The organism is Enterobacteriaceae bacterium Kacie_13, assembly GCA_013457415.1.
Classification (GTDB): Bacteria; Pseudomonadota; Gammaproteobacteria; order Enterobacterales; family Enterobacteriaceae; genus Rahnella.
In genome coordinates this window covers 4,223,554-4,242,397 of the sequence record CP045665.1, presented here as the reverse complement: position 1 = coordinate 4,242,397, position 18,844 = coordinate 4,223,554, and the positions used below count along the sequence as shown (strand labels likewise).

The following is an 18,844-nucleotide window of genomic DNA, read 5'->3' as shown; positions in this document are numbered from 1 at the left end:
TCTCTCTATGAAGGGAGAGCACAAGAGTAAGGAATATATCCGTGTCTAAAGAAAAATTTGAACGTAACAAACCGCACGTTAACGTTGGTACTATCGGCCACGTTGACCACGGTAAAACTACCCTGACTGCAGCAATCACTACCGTTTTGGCTAAAACCTACGGCGGTTCTGCACGCGCATTCGATCAGATCGATAACGCACCAGAAGAAAAAGCTCGTGGTATCACCATCAACACTTCTCACGTTGAATATGACACCCCGACTCGTCACTACGCGCACGTTGACTGCCCAGGGCACGCCGACTACGTGAAAAACATGATCACCGGTGCTGCTCAGATGGACGGCGCTATCCTGGTTGTTGCTGCGACTGATGGCCCTATGCCACAGACTCGTGAGCACATCCTGCTGGGTCGCCAAGTTGGCGTTCCATACATGATCGTATTCATGAACAAATGCGACATGGTAGATGACGAAGAGTTGCTGGAACTGGTAGAGATGGAAGTTCGTGAACTTCTTACTACTTACAATTTCCCAGGCGACGAAATCCCAGTAATCAAAGGTTCAGCGCTGAAAGCACTGGAAGGCGATGCTACTTGGGAAGCGAAGATCATCGAACTGGCAAATGCCCTGGATACCTACATTCCATTGCCAGAGCGTGCTATCGATAAGCCATTCCTGCTGCCAATCGAAGACGTATTCTCCATCTCCGGCCGTGGTACTGTTGTTACCGGTCGTGTAGAGCGCGGAATCGTTAAAGTTGGCGAAGAAGTTGAAATCGTAGGTATCAAGGACACTGTTAAGTCTACTTGTACTGGCGTTGAAATGTTCCGCAAACTGCTTGACGAAGGTCGTGCAGGCGAGAACGTGGGTGTTCTGCTGCGTGGTATCAAACGTGAAGACATCGAACGTGGTCAGGTACTGTCTAAACCAAGTTCAATCAAGCCACACACCAAATTTGACTCAGAAGTTTATATCCTGAGCAAAGAAGAAGGTGGTCGTCACACTCCATTCTTCAAAGGCTACCGTCCACAGTTCTACTTCCGTACAACTGACGTGACCGGTACCATCGAACTGCCAGAAGGCGTTGAGATGGTAATGCCTGGTGACAACGTGAACATGGTTGTTACCCTGATCCACCCAATCGCGATGGATGACGGTCTGCGTTTCGCAATCCGTGAAGGCGGCCGTACTGTAGGTGCTGGCGTTGTTGCTAAAGTTATCGCTTAATCGCTGATAATTAAGAGCAAAAAAAAGGGTGCCTCGGCACCCTTTTTTATTACCTAATATTCACGTAAAAAGTATGCACTACGCATTTGCAATAATAACCATTCTCATTTAAATTTAGGGTAAGTTTTATGCGAGGTGTGGTTTATATGTACGTGTGTTTGTGTAATTCGGTCAGTGATAAAACAATCAGACAGGCAGTAAGACGTTACCAGCCCCAGACGTTTCAGCAGCTGAGAAATTTTGTCCCGGTAGGGACGCAATGTGGTAAATGTGTTCGCGCGGCACGTCAGATAATGGAAGATGAATTACAGCAGATTCCAGAGTTCAAAAAAATCGCGTAAAAATACTTCATTAAAAAGTGTGCCTTTTTTTTGACTTACTCTGTACCGGTTCTACGCTTTAGATACCGGAACGGAGGAGTTACCTATGAAAGGCGATAAAAAAGTCATTGCACACCTCAACAAACTTCTTGGAAATGAACTGGTTGCTATCAATCAGTATTTTTTGCACGCCCGTATGTTCAAAAACTGGGGGTTAATGCGCCTCAATGGTATCGAGTATCATGAGTCGATAGACGAAATGAAGCATGCTGATATCTACATTGAGCGCATCTTGTTTCTGGAGGGCCTGCCTAATCTGCAAGATCTCGGAAAACTTAATATTGGTGAAGATGTTGAGGAGATGCTGAAGTCAGATTTACTTCTCGAATTGGAAGGTGCGAAAGATCTGCGCGAAGCGATTGCTTACGCTGACTCCGTTCATGACTACGTCAGCCGCGATATTATGATAACTATCTTGGCCGACGAGGAACATCACATCGACTGGCTCGAAACGGAGATTGAACTGATTGACCGCATCGGCTTGCAAAACTATATTCAGTCTCAGTTAAAAGAAGAATCACAGTAAGCATTAGAATTGAATTCGTAAAGATTACATCAGCCAGAGGATGTCACCTGTCTGGCTGATGTAGATAAGGAAACCCGCCACAGAAAGGCTTGGGCCAAAAGGAATCAATTGATGGATATGATGAGTCCTTTGCCAACACAATGAAAACACGATCCCACATAATGCCGCTATTGTACAAACAAGCGGTAGCATTTCCCATCCAACCCAAGCTCCAATGGCAGCGAGCAATTTAAAATCACCGTACCCTATGCCTTCATTGCTAGTAAAAATCAAATACAGCCAATAAAGTCCCCATAATGAAAGGTAACCAAACACTGCCCCGCATATAGCAGACTCAGGACGTATTCCGAACCCGGAGACACTTACCACCAATCCTACCCACATTAGCGGTTGAGTGAGCGCATCTGGCAATTGGAGCGTAAAGTAATCAATCATACTGAGGGCTATAAGAAACCATGCCATTACGCAAAGTTGGACGATGGCGACCGGGGAGGGTGCTAAGAAAGAGATACAAAGGAATACTATTCCGCAAAATACCTCCGTCAGTGGATAGCGTAAAGAGGTAGGCTCATCACAACAATAACAGCGCTCCTTAAGAAGTAACCAACTGACTATGGCGATGTTTGGCCATGTGGCGAATGTATTTTGGCATTGTGGACAATATGATGATGGAGTTGAGTTATCGAAAATAAGATGTGGCTCATCGTGGTAGCACTCGTTTAGACAATGCCGGCAGACCACAACCCTCAGATAGCGGCCTAAGAACAATCCGGCTATCAAAGAGGGGATATGTACGCGATTTGTCAGAAAACTAAAACTCCATAGAAAACCTCGCCAGACTTCCTCCATGATTTTACCACCTTCATCCAATGACGATTAATAGCACTGATTTTGGATTGGGCGGATGAAGAACGCTAAAGAATTCAATCTTAACTGTGATTACATTCTGAAACGGATGACTTGTTCGGCGCATATTCGTGGGATGAATTATTGAATGATGGAGTATCAGGCGGCACGACTGACCTCGATGGAGTGAGTAAAGTAAAAGCATGTTGCCATAATTGGTAGTTGCTTATTCCGACAGTTTACGTATAATGCGCGGGCTTACCTAATATTGGTAAGTCTGATTCAATCAGAGTCAGCTGGCCACTGAGGCAACTCGCTGGTCAACAATACTCCCGATATGGGGGTTATGTGAAGAACGATTACACTCTCCCATCAATCGAAATGGGTATGAGGAGTAATCATTTACGTTTAAAATAATTGGAGCTCTGGTCTCATGCAGAACCAAAGAATCCGTATCCGCCTGAAAGCGTTTGATCATCGTTTGATCGATCAATCAACTGCGGAAATCGTTGAGACTGCGAAGCGCACTGGTGCGCAAGTTCGTGGTCCAATCCCGCTGCCGACACGCAAAGAGCGTTTTACTATTCTGATTTCTCCGCACGTCAATAAAGATGCGCGCGATCAGTATGAAATCCGCACTCATAAGCGTCTGGTTGACATCGTTGAGCCAACCGAGAAAACCGTTGATGCTCTGATGCGTCTGGATCTGGCTGCTGGTGTAGACGTGCAGATCAGCCTGGGTTAATCAGGGTCATTGACGATTGAGAGGTTGAAACAATGATTGGTTTAGTCGGTAAGAAAGTGGGCATGACTCGTATCTTCACAGAAGATGGCGTTTCTATCCCAGTAACCGTTATCGAAATTGAAGCAAACCGCGTTACTCAGGTCAAAGACCTGGACAACGACGGTTACCGCGCTGTGCAGGTTACTACTGGTAGCAAAAAAGCTAACCGTGTAACCAAACCAGAAGCGGGTCACTTCGCTAAAGCTGGCGTAGAAGCTGGCCGCGGTCTGTGGGAATTCCGCCTTGCAGAAGGTGAAGAATTTACTGCAGGTCAGAACATTAGCGTTGAAATTTTCGCAGACGTTAAGAAAGTCGATGTTACCGGTACTTCTAAAGGTAAAGGTTTTGCTGGCACAGTTAAGCGCTGGAACTTCCGTACCCAAGATGCTACCCACGGTAACTCCTTGGCACACCGTGGACATGGTTCAATCGGTCAGAACCAGACTCCAGGTAAAGTGTTCAAAGGTAAGAAAATGGCAGGCCAACTGGGTAACGAACGTGTAACCGTTCAGAGCCTGGATGTAGTACGTGTTGATGCTGAGCGCAACCTGCTGCTGGTCAAGGGTGCTGTTCCGGGTGCTACCGGTGGCAACCTGATCGTTAAACCTGCTGTTAAGGCTTAACGTCGAGGAGATAGGAATGGAATTAGTAGTGAAAGACGCGCAAAGCGCGCTGACTGTTTCCGAAACTACCTTCGGGCGTGATTTCAATGAAGCGCTTGTACACCAGGTCGTTGTTGCTTATGCAGCAGGTGCCCGTCAAGGTACTCGTGCTCAGAAGACCCGTGCTGAAGTAACTGGTTCCGGTAAAAAACCTTGGCGTCAGAAAGGTACTGGCCGTGCGCGTGCAGGTTCTGTAAAGAGCCCAATCTGGCGTTCCGGTGGTGTAACCTTCGCTGCAAAGCCACAGGACCACAGTCAAAAAGTAAATAAAAAGATGTACCGCGGCGCGCTGAAAAGCATTCTGTCCGAACTGGTACGTCAAGATCGTCTGATCGTTGTCGAAACGTTCTCTGTAGAAGCGCCTAAAACTAAGCTGCTGGCACAGAAACTGAAAGACATGGCTCTGGAAGACGTGCTGATTGTAACTGGCGAAGTCGACGAGAATCTGTTCCTGGCCGCACGTAACCTTTATAAGGTTGACGTTCGCGATGTAGCAGGTATCGATCCAGTAAGCCTGATCGCCTTCGACAAAGTGGTTATGACTGCTGACGCTGTGAAGCAAGTTGAGGAGATGCTGGCATGATTCGTGAAGAACGTCTGCTGAAAGTGCTGCGCGCGCCGCACGTTTCTGAAAAAGCTTCTACCGCGATGGAAAAGAACAACACCATCGTACTCAAAGTTGCCAAAGACGCGACTAAAGCAGAAATCAAAGCTGCGGTTTCGAAACTGTTTGAAGTCGAAGTCGAAGACGTAAACACCTTGCTGGTTAAAGGCAAAGTGAAACGTCAGGGTCAGCGTGTTGGTCGTCGTAGCGACTGGAAAAAAGCTTACGTCACCCTGAAAGAAGGCCAGAATCTGGACTTCATCAGCGGCGCTGAGTAAGTCGGAGGAGTAAGAAACAATGGCAATTGTTAAATGTAAACCTACATCTCCGGGTCGTCGCCACGTTGTTAAAGTGGTTAACCCTGAGCTGCATAAGGGTAAACCTTTTGCCCCGCTGCTTGAAAAACTGAGCAAAAGCGGTGGCCGTAACAACAATGGCCGTATCACCACCCGTCATATCGGTGGTGGCCACAAACAGCATTACCGTCTTGTTGACTTCAAACGCAACAAAGATGGCATCGCTGCAGTGGTTGAGCGTCTGGAGTACGATCCGAACCGTTCCGCGAACATCGCGCTGGTTCTGTACAAAGACGGCGAACGCCGTTACATCCTGGCGCCGAAAGGCCTGAAAGTAGGTGATCAGATCCAATCTGGTGTTGATGCTGCAATCAAGACAGGTAACGCCCTGCCTATGCGTAACATCCCAGTAGGTTCAACGGTTCACAACGTAGAAATGAAACCAGGTAAAGGCGGCCAGATGGCTCGCTCTGCTGGTGCCTACGTTCAGATCGTTGCTCGTGACGGTTCCTACGTGACTCTGCGTCTGCGCTCTGGCGAAATGCGTAAAGTTCAGATTGATTGCCGTGCCACCTTAGGTGAAGTCGGTAACTCTGAACACATGCTTCGCGTTCTGGGTAAAGCAGGTGCAAGTCGTTGGCGTGGTATTCGTCCTACCGTTCGCGGTACTGCGATGAACCCAGTCGATCACCCACACGGTGGTGGTGAAGGTCGTAACTTTGGTAAGCACCCGGTAACTCCGTGGGGCGTTCAAACCAAAGGTAAGAAGACCCGTAGCAACAAGCGTACTGATAAATTCATTGTACGTCGCCGTAGTAAAAAATAATTAGAGGATAAGCCATGCCACGTTCTCTCAAGAAAGGTCCTTTTATTGACCTGCACTTGCTGAAGAAGGTAGAGAAAGCGGTGGAAAGCGGTGACAAGAAGCCTTTGCGCACTTGGTCCCGTCGTTCAACGATCTTTCCTAACATGATCGGTTTGACCATCGCTGTCCATAATGGTCGTCAGCACGTACCAGTGTTCGTTTCCGATGAAATGGTCGGTCACAAACTGGGTGAATTCGCGCCGACTCGTACTTATCGCGGCCATGCGGCTGATAAAAAAGCTAAAAAGCGCTAAGGTAGGAGGAAGAGATGGAAACTATAGCTAAACATCGCCACGCTCGTTCTTCTGCTCAGAAGGTTCGCCTTGTTGCAGACCTGATCCGCGGTAAGAAAGTGTCGCAAGCTCTGGAAACTTTGGCCTACACCAACAAGAAAGCTGCTGGTCTGGTTAAGAAGGTGCTGGAGTCTGCCATTGCTAACGCAGAACACAACGATGGCGCTGACATCGATGATCTGAAAGTCACGAAGATTTTCGTAGACGAAGGCCCAAGCATGAAGCGCATTATGCCTCGTGCTAAAGGTCGTGCAGATCGCATCCTGAAGCGCACCAGCCACATTACTGTGGTTGTGTCCGATCGCTGAGACTCTGGAGACTAGCAATGGGTCAGAAAGTACATCCTAATGGTATTCGCCTAGGTATTGTCAAACCTTGGAATTCTACTTGGTATGCAAATACCAAAGATTTCGCTGACAACCTGGACAGCGACTTTAAAGTTCGCCAGTTCCTGACTAAGGAATTAGCGAAAGCTTCCGTTTCTCGCATCGTTATCGAGCGTCCAGCGAAGAGCATCCGTGTGACTATTCACACTGCTCGCCCTGGCATCGTTATCGGCAAGAAAGGTGAAGATGTCGAAAAACTGCGTAAGGTCGTAGCGGATATCGCTGGCGTTCCTGCACAGATTAACATCGCCGAGATCCGTAAACCGGAACTGGACGCTAAATTGGTTGCTGACAGCATCACTTCACAGCTGGAACGTCGCGTTATGTTCCGTCGTGCTATGAAGCGTGCTGTACAGAACGCAATGCGTCTTGGCGCTAAAGGTATCAAAGTTGAAGTAAGCGGCCGCCTTGGCGGTGCTGAAATCGCGCGTACCGAATGGTACCGTGAAGGTCGTGTTCCGTTGCATACACTGCGTGCGGATATCGATTACAACACATCTGAAGCGCACACCACTTACGGTGTAATCGGCGTTAAGGTATGGATCTTCAAAGGTGAGATCCTGGGTGGTATGGCTGCAGTTGAACAACCGGAACCGGCTGCTCAACCTAAAAAGCAGCAGCGTAAAGGCCGCAAGTAAGGAGAGTCGCTGATGTTACAACCAAAGCGTACAAAATTCCGTAAGGTGCACAAGGGCCGCAACCGTGGTCTTGCGCAAGGTACGGATGTGAGCTTCGGCACTTACGGTCTGAAAGCTGTTGGCCGTGGTCGTCTGACTGCTCGTCAAATTGAAGCAGCACGTCGTGCGATGACCCGTGCAGTTAAGCGTCAAGGTAAGATCTGGATCCGAGTATTCCCGGACAAACCGATCACCGAGAAACCGCTCGAAGTTCGTATGGGTAAAGGTAAAGGCAACGTAGAGTATTGGGTTGCTTTGATTCAGCCTGGTAAAGTCCTGTATGAAATGGACGGTGTGCCTGAAGAGCTGGCTCGTGAAGCCTTCCAGCTGGCAGCAGCCAAACTGCCTATCAAAACCACCTTTGTAACTAAGACGGTGATGTAATGAAAGCACAAGAGCTGCGCGAAAAAAGCGTGGAAGAGCTGAACACTGAGTTGCTGAACCTTTTGCGTGAGCAGTTTAACCTGCGCATGCAAACGGCAAGCGGCCAGTTGCAGCAAACACACCTGTTGAAACAAGTGCGTCGTGATGTTGCACGTGTGAAAACTTTACTGACTGAAAAGGCGGGTGCGTAATGACTGATAAGATCCGTACTCTGCAGGGTCGTGTAATCAGTGACAAAATGGAGAAATCCATCGTTGTTGCGATTGAACGTGTGGTGAAGCACCCAATTTACGGGAAATTCATCAAGCGTACGACTAAATTGCACGTACATGACGAGAACAATGAATGTGGTATCGGCGACGTTGTAGAAATCAGCGAATGCCGTCCACTTTCCAAGACTAAGTCCTGGACCTTGGTTCGCGTTGTAGAGAAAGCGATTCTGTAATACAGTAGCGCTTCTCAAAAATAGATAAGCGGCTCATGCACGTGAGCCGTTTATTTTTTCTACCCATGATCGGGAACCGGTGTTATAATGCCGCGCCCTCATATTGTGGGGATTTCTTAATGACCTATCCTGGGTCCTAAGTTGTAGTTGACATTAGCGGAGCACTAACATGATCCAAGAACAGACTATGCTGACCGTGGCCGACAACTCCGGTGCACGTCGCGTAATGTGTATCAAGGTTCTAGGTGGCTCGCACCGTCGCTACGCAGGCGTCGGCGACATCATCAAAATTACCATCAAGGAAGCAATTCCTCGCGGTAAGGTGAAGAAAGGCGATGTGCTGAAGGCGGTAGTGGTGCGCACCAAGAAGGGTGTTCGTCGCCCGGACGGTTCTGTCATTCGCTTCGATGGTAATGCTTGCGTTATTTTAAACAATAACAGCGAACAGCCAATCGGCACGCGTATTTTTGGGCCGGTAACTCGTGAACTGCGTAATGAGAAGTTCATGAAAATTATCTCTCTGGCACCAGAAGTACTCTAAGGAGCGAAACCATGGCAGCGAAAATCCGTCGTGATGACGAAGTTATCCTGCTTACCGGTAAAGATAAAGGTAAGCGCGGTAAAGTAAAAAATGTCCTGACTTCTGGTAAGGTCATTGTTGAAGGCATCAACCTGGTTAAAAAACATCAGAAGCCTGTACCGGCCCTGAACCAACCAGGCGGCATCGTTGAAAAAGAAGCTGCAATTCCGGTTTCTAACGTTGCTCTCTTCAACACGGCTACTGGCAAGGCGGACCGTGTAGGCTTTAGATTCGAAGACGGCAAAAAAGTACGTTTCTTCAAGTCTAACAGCGTAACTATCAAGTAATTTGGAGTAGTACGATGGCGAAACTGCATGATTACTACAAAGACGATGTCGTAAAAAAACTCATGGCTGAGTTTGGTTACAATTCTGTCATGCAAGTCCCTCGGGTCGAGAAGATCACCCTGAACATGGGTGTTGGTGAAGCGATCGCTGACAAGAAACTGCTGGATAACGCAGCAGCTGACCTGGCAGCAATCTCCGGTCAAAAACCGTTGATCACCAAAGCACGCAAATCAGTTGCAGGCTTCAAAATCCGTCAGGGCTATCCGATCGGCTGTAAAGTAACCCTCCGCGGCGAACGCATGTGGGAGTTCTTTGAGCGTCTGGTCTCCATTGCTGTACCACGTATTCGTGACTTCCGCGGCTTGTCTGCTAAGTCTTTCGATGGTCGTGGTAACTACAGCATGGGCGTGCGTGAACAGATCATCTTCCCGGAAATCGATTATGATAAAGTCGATCGCGTTCGTGGTTTAGATATTACTATCACCACTACTGCGAAATCCGATGATGAAGGCCGTGCATTGCTGACAGCCTTTAACTTCCCGTTCCGCAAGTAAGGCAGGGTTACTAATGGCTAAGCAATCCATGAAAGCACGCGAAGTCGTTCGCGTAAAACTGGCTGATAAATACCGCGCTAAACGCGAGGAATTGAAGGCTATTATCTCTGGTGTGAACTCATCCGACGAAGATCGTTGGGATGCAGTTCTTAAGCTGCAGTCTCTGCCGCGTGATTCCAGCCCGTCTCGTCAGCGTAACCGCTGCCGTCAAACTGGTCGTCCGCATGCTTTCCTGCGGAAGTTCGGGTTGAGCCGTATTAAGGTCCGTGAAGCCGCTATGCGCGGTGAAATTCCGGGTCTTAAAAAGGCTAGCTGGTAATTGTCACCAATTGAATCACGGGAGTAAAGACAGATGAGCATGCAAGATCCGATCGCGGATATGCTGACCCGTATCCGTAACGGTCAAGCCGCGAACAAAGTTGCGGTCACCATGCCTTCCTCCAAGCTGAAAGTGGCTATTGCCAACGTGCTGAAGGAAGAAGGCTATATTGAAGAATTTAAAATCGAAGGCGACGCCAAACCTGAACTGGAATTAGTACTGAAGTACTTCCAGGGCAAGGCTGTGGTAGAAAGCATTCAACGTATCAGCCGTCCAGGTCTGCGCATCTACAAGAAAAAAGATGAGCTGCCAAAAGTTATGGCCGGTATGGGTATCGCTGTTATTTCTACCTCTAAAGGTGTTATGACTGATCGTTCAGCTCGCCAGGCTGGTCTTGGTGGCGAGATTATCTGCTACGTAGCTTAATCGGGAGGAAAGCATGTCTCGTGTTGCAAAAGCACCCGTCGTCATTCCTGCCGGCGTAGAGGTAAAACTCAACGGTCAGGTTATTTCGATTAAGGGTAAAAACGGCGAGCTGTCACGTACTATCCATGACGCCGTTGTTGTTAAACAGGAAGAAAATACACTGACTTTCGGTCCAAACGAAGGTTTTGTAGACGGATGGGCCCAAGCGGGTACTACTCGTGCACTGTTGAACTCAATGGTTATAGGTGTTACCGACGGCTTCACTAAAAAGCTTCAATTGGTAGGTGTTGGTTATCGTGCTGCTGTTAAAGGCAACGTGGTGAATTTAGCCTTAGGCTTCTCTCACCCGGTCGATCACCAATTGCCGGAAGGCGTTACTGCAGAATGCCCGACCCAGACTGAAATCGTGCTGAAAGGCGCTGATAAGCAAGTCATTGGTCAGGTTGCTGCAGATTTACGTGCCTACCGTCGTCCTGAGCCTTATAAAGGCAAGGGTGTCCGTTACGCCGACGAAGTCGTGCGTACCAAAGAGGCTAAGAAGAAGTAAGGTAACACTATGGATAAGAAATCTGCTCGTATCCGTCGTGCGACCCGCGCACGCCGCAAGCTCAAGGAATTGGGTGCGACTCGCCTGGTGGTACATCGTACCCCGCGTCATATTTACGCACAGGTTATCGCACCAAACGGTTCCGAAGTATTAGTTGCTGCATCTACTGTAGAAAAAACTATTACTGAGCAACTGAAGTATACCGGCAACAAAGATGCTGCCACTGCTGTAGGTAAAGCTATCGCAGAACGCGCATTGGAAAAAGGGATCACGAAAGTATCCTTTGACCGTTCCGGTTTCCAATATCATGGTCGAGTCCAGGCACTGGCAGATGCTGCCCGTGAAGCTGGCCTTCAGTTCTAAGGAAGAGGTTTAAGATGGCTCACATCGAAAAACAAGCTGGCGAACTGCAGGAAAAGCTGATCGCGGTAAACCGCGTATCTAAAACCGTAAAAGGTGGCCGTATCTTCAGCTTTACCGCACTGACAGTAGTTGGTGATGGTAACGGTCGCGTTGGTTTTGGCTACGGCAAAGCACGCGAAGTTCCGGCAGCGATCCAGAAAGCGATGGAAAAAGCCCGTCGCAACATGATGAATGTCGCGCTGAACAGCGGCACCCTGCAGCATCCTGTTAAAGGTGCTCATACGGGTTCCCGTGTGTTCATGCAGCCGGCTTCCGAAGGTACCGGTATTATCGCCGGTGGTGCAATGCGCGCCGTCCTGGAAGTTGCAGGGGTTCATAACGTATTGGCTAAGGCTTATGGTTCTACAAACCCGATCAACGTGGTTCGTGCAACTATTGATGCTCTGGCAAATATGAAATCCCCACAAATGGTCGCTGCCAAGCGTGGTAAATCCGTTGAAGAAATTCTGGGGTAATTAACCATGGCAAAGACTATTAAAGTTACACAAACTCGCAGTTCCATTGGCCGTCTGCCGAAGCATAAAGCTACTCTGCTGGGCCTGGGTCTGCGTCGTATTGGTCACACCGTTGAGCGCGAGGATACTCCTGCTGTACGCGGTATGATCAACCTGGTTTCCTACATGGTTAAGGTTGAGGAGTAAGAGATGCGTTTAAATACTCTGTCTCCGGCTGATGGTGCCAAACAAGCGCCTAAGCGTGTAGGTCGTGGTATTGGTTCTGGCCTGGGTAAAACCGCTGGTCGTGGTCACAAAGGTCAGAACTCACGTTCTGGCGGTGGCGTACGTCGTGGTTTTGAAGGTGGTCAGATGCCTTTATATCGTCGTTTGCCGAAATTCGGCTTCACCTCCCGCAAAGCTATGATCACGGCAGAAGTACGTCTGTCTGAACTAGCTCTGGTGGAAGGCGACGTGATCGACCTGAACGCGCTGAAAGCCGCTAACGTAGTTGGTATCCAGATCGAATTCGCGAAAGTAATCCTTTCAGGCGAAGTTGGTCGTGCGGTAACTCTGCGTGGTTTGCGTGTCACCAAAGGCGCTCGTGTTGCTATCGAAGCTGCTGGCGGTAAAATTGAGGAATAAGTAGCAGATGGCTAAGCAACCGGGGTTAGATTTCCAAAGTGCCAAGGGTGGACTAGGCGAACTGAAGCGCAGACTTTTGTTTGTTATCGGTGCGCTGATTGTTTTCCGTATCGGCTCTTTTATTCCGATCCCTGGTATTGATGCCACTGTACTTGCCAAATTGCTCGAACAGCAAAGAGGCACCATCATTGAAATGTTTAACATGTTCTCTGGTGGCGCCCTTAGCCGTGCTTCTATATTTGCTCTGGGGATCATGCCGTACATTTCGGCATCGATCATTATCCAGCTGTTAACGGTGGTTCATCCAGCTTTAGCAGAAATAAAGAAAGAAGGGGAAGCTGGCCGTCGTAAGATTAGTCAGTATACCCGTTACGGTACGCTGGTATTGGCAGTGTTTCAGTCGATTGGTATTGCTACCGGTCTTCCGAACATGCCTGGTATGCAGGGCCTGGTGTTAAATCCAGGCTTTGCGTTCTACTTTACTGCAGTTGTGAGCTTGGTTACCGGGACAATGTTCCTGATGTGGCTGGGTGAGCAGATTACTGAACGAGGTATCGGTAACGGTATTTCAATCATTATCTTTGCAGGTATCGTAGCGGGTCTCCCGCCAGCAGTTGCCCATACTATCGAACAAGCTCGGCAAGGCGACCTGCACTTCCTTCTGTTGCTGTTGGTTGCAGTTTTAGTGTTTGCAGTGACTTTCTTTGTGGTGTTTGTTGAACGTGGTCAACGTCGTATCGTCGTTAACTACGCTAAACGCCAACAAGGTCGTCGTGTCTATGCAGCACAGAGCACGCACTTACCGTTGAAAGTGAACATGGCTGGGGTTATTCCTGCTATCTTTGCTTCCAGCATCATTCTGTTCCCTGCCACAATTGCATCATGGTTTGGGGGCGGGACTGGTTGGAACTGGCTGACTACGATTTCGCTGTATTTGCAGCCTGGACAACCGCTTTATGTGTTACTCTATGCGACTGCAATCATCTTCTTCTGTTTCTTTTATACTGCGTTGGTGTTTAACCCGCGTGAGACAGCAGATAACCTGAAGAAGTCCGGTGCATTTGTACCAGGAATTCGTCCGGGAGAGCAAACGGCGAAGTACATCGATAAAGTAATGACTCGTTTAACCTTAATCGGTGCGATGTATATTACTTTCATCTGCCTTATCCCGGAGTTCATGCGTGACGCGATGAAAGTTCCATTCTACTTTGGTGGTACTTCATTACTCATCGTAGTTGTCGTCATTATGGACTTTATGGCTCAAGTGCAAACTCTGATGATGTCAAGTCAGTACGAGTCTGCATTGAAGAAAGCAAACCTGAAAGGCTATAACCGCTAATCTGGTGCGTTTGAGAAGTTACGGAGAGTAAAAATGAAAGTTCGTGCTTCCGTCAAGAAATTATGTCGTAACTGCAAAATTGTTAAGCGTAACGGTATCGTTCGCGTAATCTGCAGCGCAGAACCGAAGCATAAACAGCGTCAAGGCTGATTATCTCGCATATTTTTCTTGCAAAGTTGGGTTGAGCTGGCTAGATTAGCCAGCCAATCTTTTGTATGTAAGCAGCAATACTATTTGAGTATCCTGAAAACGGGCTTTTCAGAATGGTGTTGCCGTATATAAATAGTAGGAGTGCATAGTGGCCCGTATAGCAGGCATTAACATTCCTGATCAGAAACATACCGTGATCGCATTAACTTCGATCTACGGCATCGGCAAAACCCGCTCACAGTCTATCTGTGCTGCATCCGGTATTGCTGAAAATGTTAAGATCAGTGAGCTGTCTGAAGAGCAAATCGAAAAACTGCGTGACGAAGTTGCCAAGTTCATTGTTGAAGGTGATCTGCGTCGTGAAGTCACCCTGAGCATCAAGCGTCTTATGGACCTTGGAACTTATCGTGGTTTGCGTCATCGTCGTGGTCTTCCAGTACGCGGTCAGCGTACCAAGACTAACGCACGTACCCGTAAGGGTCCGCGTAAACCGATCAAGAAATAATCGGGGTGATTGAATAAATGGCAAAGGCACCTGTTCGTACACGTAAACGTGTAAGAAAACAAGTCTCTGACGGCGTGGCTCATATCCATGCTTCTTTCAACAACACCATTGTTACCATTACCGATCGTCAGGGTAATGCTTTGGGTTGGGCAACAGCTGGTGGTTCCGGTTTCCGTGGTTCTCGTAAATCCACTCCGTTCGCAGCTCAGGTTGCAGCAGAGCGCTGCGCAGATGCAGTGAAAGAATACGGTATCAAGAATCTGGAAGTTATGGTTAAAGGACCTGGTCCTGGTCGTGAGTCTACTATCCGCGCGTTAAACGCGGCTGGTTTCCGCATCACTAATATTACTGATGTGACTCCTATCCCTCATAACGGTTGTCGTCCGCCGAAAAAGCGTCGCGTATAACGCTGCTTTTAGGTTTGTTGGAGAGAGAAAATGGCAAGATATTTGGGTCCTAAGCTCAAGCTTAGCCGTCGTGAGGGCACAGATTTATTCCTTAAATCTGGCGTTCGCGCGATCGATACCAAGTGTAAAATTGAACAAGCTCCTGGTCAGCATGGTGCGCGTAAACCGCGTCTGTCTGATTACGGTGTACAGTTACGTGAAAAGCAAAAAGTTCGCCGTATCTTCGGCGTTCTCGAGCGTCAGTTCCGTAACTATTATAAAGAAGCAGCACGCCTGAAAGGCAACACCGGTGAAAACCTGTTGCAACTCCTGGAAGGTCGTTTGGACAACGTTGTTTATCGTATGGGCTTCGGCGCTACTCGTGCGGAATCGCGCCAGTTAGTTAGCCACAAAGCTATCATGGTAAACGGTCGCGTTGTTAACATCGCTTCTTATCAGGTATCTCCGAATGACGTTGTCAGCATCCGAGAGAAAGCTAAAAAGCAATCTCGCGTGAAGGCCGCTTTGGAGTTGGCTGAACAGCGTGAAAAGCCGACTTGGCTTGAAGTTGATGCTGCTAAGATGGAAGGTGTGTTCAAGCGTATGCCTGAACGTACTGATCTGTCTTCCGACATTAACGAACACCTGATCGTCGAGCTTTACTCTAAGTAAAGCTTAGTACCAAAGAGAGGACACAATGCAGGGTTCTGTGACAGAGTTTCTAAAACCGCGCCTGGTAGATATCGAGCAAGTCAGTTCGACGCACGCCAAGGTGACCCTTGAGCCTTTAGAACGTGGCTTTGGCCATACTTTAGGCAACGCACTGCGCCGTATTCTGCTTTCATCCATGCCGGGTTGCGCGGTGACCGAGGTTGAGATTGATGGTGTACTGCATGAGTACAGCACCAAAGAAGGCGTACAGGAAGATATCCTGGAAATCCTGCTCAACCTGAAAGGGCTGGCGGTGAGAGTTCAAGGGAAAGATGAAGTTATTCTTACCCTGAATAAGTCTGGCATTGGCCCTGTGACTGCAGCCGACATTACCCATGATGGTGATGTCGAAATCGTCAAGCCGCAACATGTCATTTGCCACCTGACCGATGAGAACGCAGCTATTAGCATGCGCATCAAAGTTCAGCGTGGTCGTGGTTATGTACCGGCGTCTGCCCGAATTCATTCGGAAGAAGATGAGCGCCCAATTGGTCGTCTGTTAGTAGATGCATGCTACAGCCCTGTAGAGCGAATTGCCTACAATGTTGAAGCAGCGCGTGTAGAACAGCGTACCGATTTGGACAAGCTGGTTATCGAAATGGAAACCAATGGCACGATCGATCCTGAAGAGGCGATCCGTCGAGCGGCAACCATTCTTGCTGAACAACTTGAAGCTTTCGTTGATTTACGTGATGTACGTCAACCGGAAGTCAAAGAAGAGAAGCCGGAATTCGATCCAATCCTGCTGCGCCCTGTTGACGATCTGGAATTGACTGTCCGCTCTGCTAACTGCCTTAAGGCAGAAGCAATCCACTACATCGGTGATCTGGTACAGCGTACCGAGGTTGAGTTACTTAAAACACCTAACCTGGGTAAAAAATCTCTTACTGAGATCAAAGACGTACTTGCGTCCCGTGGTTTGTCACTAGGCATGCGCCTGGAAAACTGGCCACCAGCAAGTATTGCTGACGAGTAACCGGATCACAGGTTAAGGTTTTACTGAGAAGGATAAGGTCATGCGCCATCGTAAGAGTGGTCGTCAACTGAACCGTAACAGCAGCCACCGACAGGCTATGTTCCGTAACATGGCCGGCTCTTTGGTTCGTCATGAGATCATCAAGACGACCCTGCCGAAAGCGAAAGAGCTGCGTCGCGTTGTTGAGCCGCTGATTACTCTTGCCAAGACCGACAACGTTGCAAATCGTCGTCTGGCATTCGCCCGTACTCGTGATAACGAGATCGTGGCAAAACTGTTTAATGAACTGGGCCCGCGTTTCGCGAGCCGTGCCGGTGGTTACACTCGTATTCTTAAGTGTGGCTTCCGTGCAGGCGACAATGCGCCGATGGCATACATCGAGCTCGTTGATCGTGCAGAGTCAAAAGCAGAAGTAGCAACTGCTGAATAATCTGTAGATGCATGAAAAAACCGGGCTTGCCCGGTTTTTTTACATCCAAAATTCTTCCTCCCCCAGTTACAGCATCCCCTATACTTACCCGACCCAGAATAAATCTCCTATTCGCGCTATGTTATCGGAATAAGTCATAGAAGCTTTGCAGAGGTCCTGGCTGTGTTTCTTATTGATCAATGGGTTGAAAAATACATAAAAGATGCCAGTGAGAACGGTGAATTTGATAACTTAGCTGGCAGGGGCAAACCACTGGTTTTAGATGACGACAGCGGTGTCCCTGAAGAGCTACGAGCTGCGTATCGTATTCTTAAAAATGCGGGCTACTTACCTCCTGAGTTGCAAGACAGGAAGGAAGTTATCGAGTTAGATCATATGCTGAAAAGCGTAATGCCTGATAATCCTGAGTTTTATGTCCTTGATAAAAGGCTAAAAGTTCTTAAATTGCGACTGCAGCAGGCAAGCATTAGTACAGATTTTCTCGATGGCCACTACAAAGATGAGCTAAATAAGAAGTTTAAAGGTGATTAATTATGTTCAAAATAGGGGAATTAGCCAGGCTCGCCAATGTATCTAGTGACACTATTCGTTACTATGAAAAACAGGGAATGATGAGTTCAACGATGCGTAATGGCTCTGGATACCGCCAGTATGATGACAGCGACCTTCAGAGACTGCGTTTTATTCGTTATGCAAAATCGACGGGTTTTACACTCGAAGCAATAAAGGAGCTGCTTTCAATCCGTATCGATCCTGCACACCACACTTGTCAAGAGTCGAAGTCCATTGTTGAGGAGCGGCTTGCAGAAGTGGAACTCAAACTCAAGGAGTTGATGCGGATGCGTGAGTCTTTACAAAGATTGAGCAAGGCATGCTGTGGTTCAGCTCATTCCAGCATCAGCTGCTCTATTTTAGAAGCATTGGAGGATGGGGCAGGAAAGGTGGTATAAAAACCGCTTTCGAAGAAGGGATGAACACAGTATTATTCGTTGGTATTTTATGCAGTTATCTTTTTTTACATAGAGGATTTCATGAGTAACTATAAACACCAAAGAGGCACAATTCAGGACAATGCGTTGCAAGCACTACTTCATGACCCATTATTCAAGCAACGTATTGAAAAGAATCAGAAAGGGAAAGGCAGTTACCGTCGTAAAGAAAAGAATGGGAAAGGAAGTTATCTGGAGGGCAGTGTTGAGTGTTCGTTCGAGTATTCAACACTGCCCTTCCTAAATCAAGCTCATTTAGTACACTGATTTCATTAGAATTTCGGTGTCTGTTGTTCTTTCAATAAGTCACGTATTTCTGCTAAGAGTGTTTCTTCAGCCGTTGGCTTCGGTGGTGCAGCTGGTACATCTTCCTTTTTACGGCGCATTTTATTCATGAACGTAATTGCGCAGAAGATCGCTAACGCGACGATGATGAAGTCAAAAATATTCTGGATGAATACACCGTAATGCATCACAACTGCAGGTACGTTCCCCTGAGCTTCTCTTAGCACTAACGCAAACTGTTTAAAGTCTACCCCACCAATCAGCAAACCCAGTGGGGGCATAATAATATCAGCGACCAGCGATGATACGATTTTACCAAAAGCAGCACCGATGATCACACCAACGGCCAGGTCAACCACGTTGCCTCGCATGGCAAACTCACGAAACTCTTTCATAAAACTCATAAAACTCTCCTTGGCAAATTCAACAATTGTGTCAAACAAAGTAAAGACCATTTGCAGCGTCTTCGCTACAAAACTTACCC

At 48.0% G+C, this 18,844-nt stretch carries 36 protein-coding genes; 34 read left to right on the top strand and 2 right to left on the bottom strand.

Annotation, left to right across the window (positions count from 1 at the left end; translation table 11 throughout):
• Nucleotides 1-41: 41 nt before the first annotated feature.
• The 3 genes from tuf to GE278_19515 all read left to right on the top strand — a co-directional run bounded on the left by tuf (nt 42) and on the right by GE278_19515 (nt 2,132).
• A complete protein-coding gene (gene tuf, locus GE278_19525) occupies nt 42-1,226 on the top strand; it encodes an elongation factor Tu (protein QLK62806.1) in 1,185 nt (394 codons plus the stop codon).
• Nucleotides 1,227-1,372: 146 nt separating this feature from the next.
• Complete coding sequence (locus GE278_19520; GenBank protein ID QLK63352.1) at nt 1,373-1,567, top strand: bacterioferritin-associated ferredoxin; 195 nt, start codon at nt 1,373-1,375, stop codon at nt 1,565-1,567.
• Nucleotides 1,568-1,652: 85 nt separating this feature from the next.
• The gene (locus GE278_19515) at nt 1,653-2,132 is read left to right on the top strand and encodes a bacterioferritin (protein ID QLK62805.1); all 480 of its coding nucleotides are present in this window, start codon (nt 1,653-1,655) and stop codon (nt 2,130-2,132) included.
• Nucleotides 2,133-2,156: 24 nt separating this feature from the next.
• On the opposite strand, the gene GE278_19510 is transcribed toward GE278_19515, so the two are convergent.
• Nucleotides 2,157-2,981 carry a prepilin peptidase gene (locus tag GE278_19510; GenBank protein QLK62804.1) on the bottom strand — a complete coding sequence of 275 codons (825 nt, stop codon included), beginning with the start codon at nt 2,979-2,981 and terminating at the stop codon, nt 2,157-2,159.
• A 430-nt stretch (nt 2,982-3,411) separates the two neighbouring features.
• On the opposite strand from GE278_19510, the gene rpsJ reads away from it, so the two are divergent.
• The 31 genes from rpsJ (at nt 3,412) to arfA (ending at nt 18,342) form a co-directional block, all read left to right on the top strand.
• On the top strand, nt 3,412-3,723 hold the full coding sequence (rpsJ, locus tag GE278_19505; GenBank protein ID QLK62803.1) for a 30S ribosomal protein S10: 312 nt from the start codon (nt 3,412-3,414) through the stop codon (nt 3,721-3,723).
• 32 nt (nt 3,724-3,755) lie between these two features.
• Nucleotides 3,756-4,385 carry a 50S ribosomal protein L3 gene (gene rplC / locus GE278_19500; GenBank protein QLK62802.1) on the top strand — a complete coding sequence of 210 codons (630 nt, stop codon included), beginning with the start codon at nt 3,756-3,758 and terminating at the stop codon, nt 4,383-4,385.
• Between the two features lie 16 nt (nt 4,386-4,401).
• Nucleotides 4,402-5,007, top strand: a complete 606-nt coding sequence (rplD, locus tag GE278_19495; GenBank protein QLK62801.1) for a 50S ribosomal protein L4 — start codon at nt 4,402-4,404, stop codon at nt 5,005-5,007.
• Nucleotides 5,004-5,306: a 50S ribosomal protein L23 gene (gene rplW / locus GE278_19490; protein QLK62800.1), complete on the top strand. Its 303-nt coding sequence runs from the start codon at nt 5,004-5,006 to the stop codon at nt 5,304-5,306. The genes rplD and rplW overlap by 4 nt, the downstream gene beginning before the upstream one ends.
• A gap of 19 nt (nt 5,307-5,325) precedes the next feature.
• Nucleotides 5,326-6,150, top strand: coding sequence for a 50S ribosomal protein L2 (rplB, locus tag GE278_19485; GenBank protein ID QLK62799.1), 825 nt, complete (start codon nt 5,326-5,328; stop codon nt 6,148-6,150).
• Between the two features lie 14 nt (nt 6,151-6,164).
• Nucleotides 6,165-6,443 carry a 30S ribosomal protein S19 gene (gene rpsS, locus GE278_19480; protein ID QLK62798.1) on the top strand — a complete coding sequence of 93 codons (279 nt, stop codon included), beginning with the start codon at nt 6,165-6,167 and terminating at the stop codon, nt 6,441-6,443.
• A gap of 14 nt (nt 6,444-6,457) precedes the next feature.
• Nucleotides 6,458-6,790, top strand: a complete 333-nt coding sequence (rplV, locus tag GE278_19475; protein ID QLK62797.1) for a 50S ribosomal protein L22 — start codon at nt 6,458-6,460, stop codon at nt 6,788-6,790.
• 17 nt (nt 6,791-6,807) lie between these two features.
• Entirely contained in the window at nt 6,808-7,506 is a 699-nt protein-coding gene (rpsC, locus tag GE278_19470) for a 30S ribosomal protein S3 (protein QLK62796.1), read from the top strand.
• 12 nt (nt 7,507-7,518) lie between these two features.
• Nucleotides 7,519-7,929, top strand: coding sequence for a 50S ribosomal protein L16 (rplP, locus tag GE278_19465; protein QLK62795.1), 411 nt, complete (start codon nt 7,519-7,521; stop codon nt 7,927-7,929).
• Nucleotides 7,929-8,120, top strand: a complete 192-nt coding sequence (gene rpmC, locus GE278_19460; GenBank protein ID QLK62794.1) for a 50S ribosomal protein L29 — start codon at nt 7,929-7,931, stop codon at nt 8,118-8,120. Before rplP ends, rpmC begins: the two co-directional genes overlap by 1 nt.
• Nucleotides 8,120-8,374, top strand: a complete 255-nt coding sequence (gene rpsQ / locus GE278_19455; GenBank protein ID QLK62793.1) for a 30S ribosomal protein S17 — start codon at nt 8,120-8,122, stop codon at nt 8,372-8,374. Before rpmC ends, rpsQ begins: the two co-directional genes overlap by 1 nt.
• A 169-nt stretch (nt 8,375-8,543) precedes the next feature.
• Nucleotides 8,544-8,915, top strand: a complete 372-nt coding sequence (gene rplN, locus GE278_19450) for a 50S ribosomal protein L14 (GenBank protein QLK62792.1) — start codon at nt 8,544-8,546, stop codon at nt 8,913-8,915.
• Nucleotides 8,916-8,926: 11 nt separating this feature from the next.
• A complete protein-coding gene (gene rplX, locus GE278_19445) occupies nt 8,927-9,241 on the top strand; it encodes a 50S ribosomal protein L24 (protein ID QLK62791.1) in 315 nt (104 codons plus the stop codon).
• Between the two features lie 14 nt (nt 9,242-9,255).
• Nucleotides 9,256-9,795 (top strand): 50S ribosomal protein L5, encoded by a 540-nt coding sequence (gene rplE / locus GE278_19440; protein QLK62790.1) that lies wholly within the window; start codon nt 9,256-9,258, stop codon nt 9,793-9,795.
• 13 nt (nt 9,796-9,808) lie between these two features.
• Nucleotides 9,809-10,114 carry a 30S ribosomal protein S14 gene (gene rpsN, locus GE278_19435; GenBank protein QLK62789.1) on the top strand — a complete coding sequence of 102 codons (306 nt, stop codon included), beginning with the start codon at nt 9,809-9,811 and terminating at the stop codon, nt 10,112-10,114.
• A gap of 33 nt (nt 10,115-10,147) precedes the next feature.
• Nucleotides 10,148-10,540: a 30S ribosomal protein S8 gene (gene rpsH / locus GE278_19430; GenBank protein ID QLK62788.1), complete on the top strand. Its 393-nt coding sequence runs from the start codon at nt 10,148-10,150 to the stop codon at nt 10,538-10,540.
• A gap of 13 nt (nt 10,541-10,553) precedes the next feature.
• On the top strand, nt 10,554-11,087 hold the full coding sequence (rplF, locus tag GE278_19425) for a 50S ribosomal protein L6 (protein QLK62787.1): 534 nt from the start codon (nt 10,554-10,556) through the stop codon (nt 11,085-11,087).
• Between the two features lie 9 nt (nt 11,088-11,096).
• Nucleotides 11,097-11,450, top strand: a complete 354-nt coding sequence (rplR, locus tag GE278_19420) for a 50S ribosomal protein L18 (protein ID QLK62786.1) — start codon at nt 11,097-11,099, stop codon at nt 11,448-11,450.
• 14 nt (nt 11,451-11,464) lie between these two features.
• The gene (gene rpsE / locus GE278_19415) at nt 11,465-11,965 is read left to right on the top strand and encodes a 30S ribosomal protein S5 (protein QLK62785.1); all 501 of its coding nucleotides are present in this window, start codon (nt 11,465-11,467) and stop codon (nt 11,963-11,965) included.
• 6 nt (nt 11,966-11,971) lie between these two features.
• Nucleotides 11,972-12,151, top strand: a complete 180-nt coding sequence (gene rpmD, locus GE278_19410; protein QLK62784.1) for a 50S ribosomal protein L30 — start codon at nt 11,972-11,974, stop codon at nt 12,149-12,151.
• Nucleotides 12,152-12,154: 3 nt separating this feature from the next.
• Nucleotides 12,155-12,589, top strand: a complete 435-nt coding sequence (gene rplO, locus GE278_19405; protein QLK62783.1) for a 50S ribosomal protein L15 — start codon at nt 12,155-12,157, stop codon at nt 12,587-12,589.
• Nucleotides 12,590-12,596: 7 nt separating this feature from the next.
• Nucleotides 12,597-13,928: a preprotein translocase subunit SecY gene (gene secY / locus GE278_19400; GenBank protein ID QLK62782.1), complete on the top strand. Its 1,332-nt coding sequence runs from the start codon at nt 12,597-12,599 to the stop codon at nt 13,926-13,928.
• Nucleotides 13,929-13,961: 33 nt separating this feature from the next.
• Entirely contained in the window at nt 13,962-14,078 is a 117-nt protein-coding gene (gene rpmJ, locus GE278_19395; protein QLK62781.1) for a 50S ribosomal protein L36, read from the top strand.
• 148 nt (nt 14,079-14,226) lie between these two features.
• Complete coding sequence (gene rpsM / locus GE278_19390; protein QLK62780.1) at nt 14,227-14,583, top strand: 30S ribosomal protein S13; 357 nt, start codon at nt 14,227-14,229, stop codon at nt 14,581-14,583.
• 17 nt (nt 14,584-14,600) lie between these two features.
• Entirely contained in the window at nt 14,601-14,990 is a 390-nt protein-coding gene (rpsK, locus tag GE278_19385; GenBank protein QLK62779.1) for a 30S ribosomal protein S11, read from the top strand.
• A gap of 30 nt (nt 14,991-15,020) precedes the next feature.
• Nucleotides 15,021-15,641, top strand: a complete 621-nt coding sequence (rpsD, locus tag GE278_19380; protein ID QLK62778.1) for a 30S ribosomal protein S4 — start codon at nt 15,021-15,023, stop codon at nt 15,639-15,641.
• Nucleotides 15,642-15,666: 25 nt separating this feature from the next.
• Nucleotides 15,667-16,656, top strand: coding sequence for a DNA-directed RNA polymerase subunit alpha (rpoA, locus tag GE278_19375; GenBank protein ID QLK62777.1), 990 nt, complete (start codon nt 15,667-15,669; stop codon nt 16,654-16,656).
• Nucleotides 16,657-16,696: 40 nt separating this feature from the next.
• The gene (rplQ, locus tag GE278_19370; GenBank protein QLK62776.1) at nt 16,697-17,086 is read left to right on the top strand and encodes a 50S ribosomal protein L17; all 390 of its coding nucleotides are present in this window, start codon (nt 16,697-16,699) and stop codon (nt 17,084-17,086) included.
• A 162-nt stretch (nt 17,087-17,248) separates the two neighbouring features.
• Nucleotides 17,249-17,617 (top strand): DUF1992 domain-containing protein, encoded by a 369-nt coding sequence (locus tag GE278_19365; GenBank protein QLK62775.1) that lies wholly within the window; start codon nt 17,249-17,251, stop codon nt 17,615-17,617.
• A 2-nt stretch (nt 17,618-17,619) separates the two neighbouring features.
• Complete coding sequence (gene zntR / locus GE278_19360) at nt 17,620-18,036, top strand: Zn(2+)-responsive transcriptional regulator (GenBank protein QLK62774.1); 417 nt, start codon at nt 17,620-17,622, stop codon at nt 18,034-18,036.
• An 81-nt stretch (nt 18,037-18,117) separates the two neighbouring features.
• Entirely contained in the window at nt 18,118-18,342 is a 225-nt protein-coding gene (gene arfA / locus GE278_19355) for a ribosome alternative rescue factor ArfA (GenBank protein ID QLK62773.1), read from the top strand.
• 5 nt (nt 18,343-18,347) lie between these two features.
• On the opposite strand, the gene mscL is transcribed toward arfA, so the two are convergent.
• A complete protein-coding gene (gene mscL, locus GE278_19350; protein QLK62772.1) occupies nt 18,348-18,764 on the bottom strand; it encodes a large-conductance mechanosensitive channel protein MscL in 417 nt (138 codons plus the stop codon).
• Nucleotides 18,765-18,844: the final 80 nt, after the last annotated feature.

What these genes read in the sequence shown, in the direction of transcription:
- secY (QLK62782.1), top strand. Translation starts at nt 12,597, where the DNA reads ATGGCTAAGCAACCGGGGTTAGATTTCCAAAGTGCCAAGGGTGGACTA.
- rpmC (QLK62794.1), top strand. Translation starts at nt 7,929, where the DNA reads ATGAAAGCACAAGAGCTGCGCGAAAAAAGCGTGGAAGAGCTGAACACT.
- rpsJ (QLK62803.1), top strand. Translation starts at nt 3,412, where the DNA reads ATGCAGAACCAAAGAATCCGTATCCGCCTGAAAGCGTTTGATCATCGT.
- rplE (QLK62790.1), top strand. Translation starts at nt 9,256, where the DNA reads ATGGCGAAACTGCATGATTACTACAAAGACGATGTCGTAAAAAAACTC.
- zntR (QLK62774.1), top strand. Translation starts at nt 17,620, where the DNA reads ATGTTCAAAATAGGGGAATTAGCCAGGCTCGCCAATGTATCTAGTGAC.
- rpmD (QLK62784.1), top strand. Translation starts at nt 11,972, where the DNA reads ATGGCAAAGACTATTAAAGTTACACAAACTCGCAGTTCCATTGGCCGT.
- GE278_19520 (QLK63352.1), top strand. Translation starts at nt 1,373, where the DNA reads ATGTACGTGTGTTTGTGTAATTCGGTCAGTGATAAAACAATCAGACAG.
- rplW (QLK62800.1), top strand. Translation starts at nt 5,004, where the DNA reads ATGATTCGTGAAGAACGTCTGCTGAAAGTGCTGCGCGCGCCGCACGTT.
- rpsD (QLK62778.1), top strand. Translation starts at nt 15,021, where the DNA reads ATGGCAAGATATTTGGGTCCTAAGCTCAAGCTTAGCCGTCGTGAGGGC.
- rpmJ (QLK62781.1), top strand. Translation starts at nt 13,962, where the DNA reads ATGAAAGTTCGTGCTTCCGTCAAGAAATTATGTCGTAACTGCAAAATT.
- rpsS (QLK62798.1), top strand. Translation starts at nt 6,165, where the DNA reads ATGCCACGTTCTCTCAAGAAAGGTCCTTTTATTGACCTGCACTTGCTG.
- rplC (QLK62802.1), top strand. Translation starts at nt 3,756, where the DNA reads ATGATTGGTTTAGTCGGTAAGAAAGTGGGCATGACTCGTATCTTCACA.
- rplX (QLK62791.1), top strand. Translation starts at nt 8,927, where the DNA reads ATGGCAGCGAAAATCCGTCGTGATGACGAAGTTATCCTGCTTACCGGT.
- rplD (QLK62801.1), top strand. Translation starts at nt 4,402, where the DNA reads ATGGAATTAGTAGTGAAAGACGCGCAAAGCGCGCTGACTGTTTCCGAA.
- rpsE (QLK62785.1), top strand. Translation starts at nt 11,465, where the DNA reads ATGGCTCACATCGAAAAACAAGCTGGCGAACTGCAGGAAAAGCTGATC.
- arfA (QLK62773.1), top strand. Translation starts at nt 18,118, where the DNA reads ATGAGTAACTATAAACACCAAAGAGGCACAATTCAGGACAATGCGTTG.
- rplO (QLK62783.1), top strand. Translation starts at nt 12,155, where the DNA reads ATGCGTTTAAATACTCTGTCTCCGGCTGATGGTGCCAAACAAGCGCCT.
- GE278_19515 (QLK62805.1), top strand. Translation starts at nt 1,653, where the DNA reads ATGAAAGGCGATAAAAAAGTCATTGCACACCTCAACAAACTTCTTGGA.
- rpsQ (QLK62793.1), top strand. Translation starts at nt 8,120, where the DNA reads ATGACTGATAAGATCCGTACTCTGCAGGGTCGTGTAATCAGTGACAAA.
- rplQ (QLK62776.1), top strand. Translation starts at nt 16,697, where the DNA reads ATGCGCCATCGTAAGAGTGGTCGTCAACTGAACCGTAACAGCAGCCAC.
- rplB (QLK62799.1), top strand. Translation starts at nt 5,326, where the DNA reads ATGGCAATTGTTAAATGTAAACCTACATCTCCGGGTCGTCGCCACGTT.
- rplN (QLK62792.1), top strand. Translation starts at nt 8,544, where the DNA reads ATGATCCAAGAACAGACTATGCTGACCGTGGCCGACAACTCCGGTGCA.
- rplV (QLK62797.1), top strand. Translation starts at nt 6,458, where the DNA reads ATGGAAACTATAGCTAAACATCGCCACGCTCGTTCTTCTGCTCAGAAG.
- rpsC (QLK62796.1), top strand. Translation starts at nt 6,808, where the DNA reads ATGGGTCAGAAAGTACATCCTAATGGTATTCGCCTAGGTATTGTCAAA.
- rplF (QLK62787.1), top strand. Translation starts at nt 10,554, where the DNA reads ATGTCTCGTGTTGCAAAAGCACCCGTCGTCATTCCTGCCGGCGTAGAG.
- mscL (QLK62772.1), bottom strand. Translation starts at nt 18,764, where the DNA reads ATGAGTTTTATGAAAGAGTTTCGTGAGTTTGCCATGCGAGGCAACGTG.
- rpsH (QLK62788.1), top strand. Translation starts at nt 10,148, where the DNA reads ATGAGCATGCAAGATCCGATCGCGGATATGCTGACCCGTATCCGTAAC.
- rplP (QLK62795.1), top strand. Translation starts at nt 7,519, where the DNA reads ATGTTACAACCAAAGCGTACAAAATTCCGTAAGGTGCACAAGGGCCGC.
- rplR (QLK62786.1), top strand. Translation starts at nt 11,097, where the DNA reads ATGGATAAGAAATCTGCTCGTATCCGTCGTGCGACCCGCGCACGCCGC.
- rpoA (QLK62777.1), top strand. Translation starts at nt 15,667, where the DNA reads ATGCAGGGTTCTGTGACAGAGTTTCTAAAACCGCGCCTGGTAGATATC.
- rpsN (QLK62789.1), top strand. Translation starts at nt 9,809, where the DNA reads ATGGCTAAGCAATCCATGAAAGCACGCGAAGTCGTTCGCGTAAAACTG.
- GE278_19510 (QLK62804.1), bottom strand. Translation starts at nt 2,981, where the DNA reads ATGGAGGAAGTCTGGCGAGGTTTTCTATGGAGTTTTAGTTTTCTGACA.
- rpsK (QLK62779.1), top strand. Translation starts at nt 14,601, where the DNA reads ATGGCAAAGGCACCTGTTCGTACACGTAAACGTGTAAGAAAACAAGTC.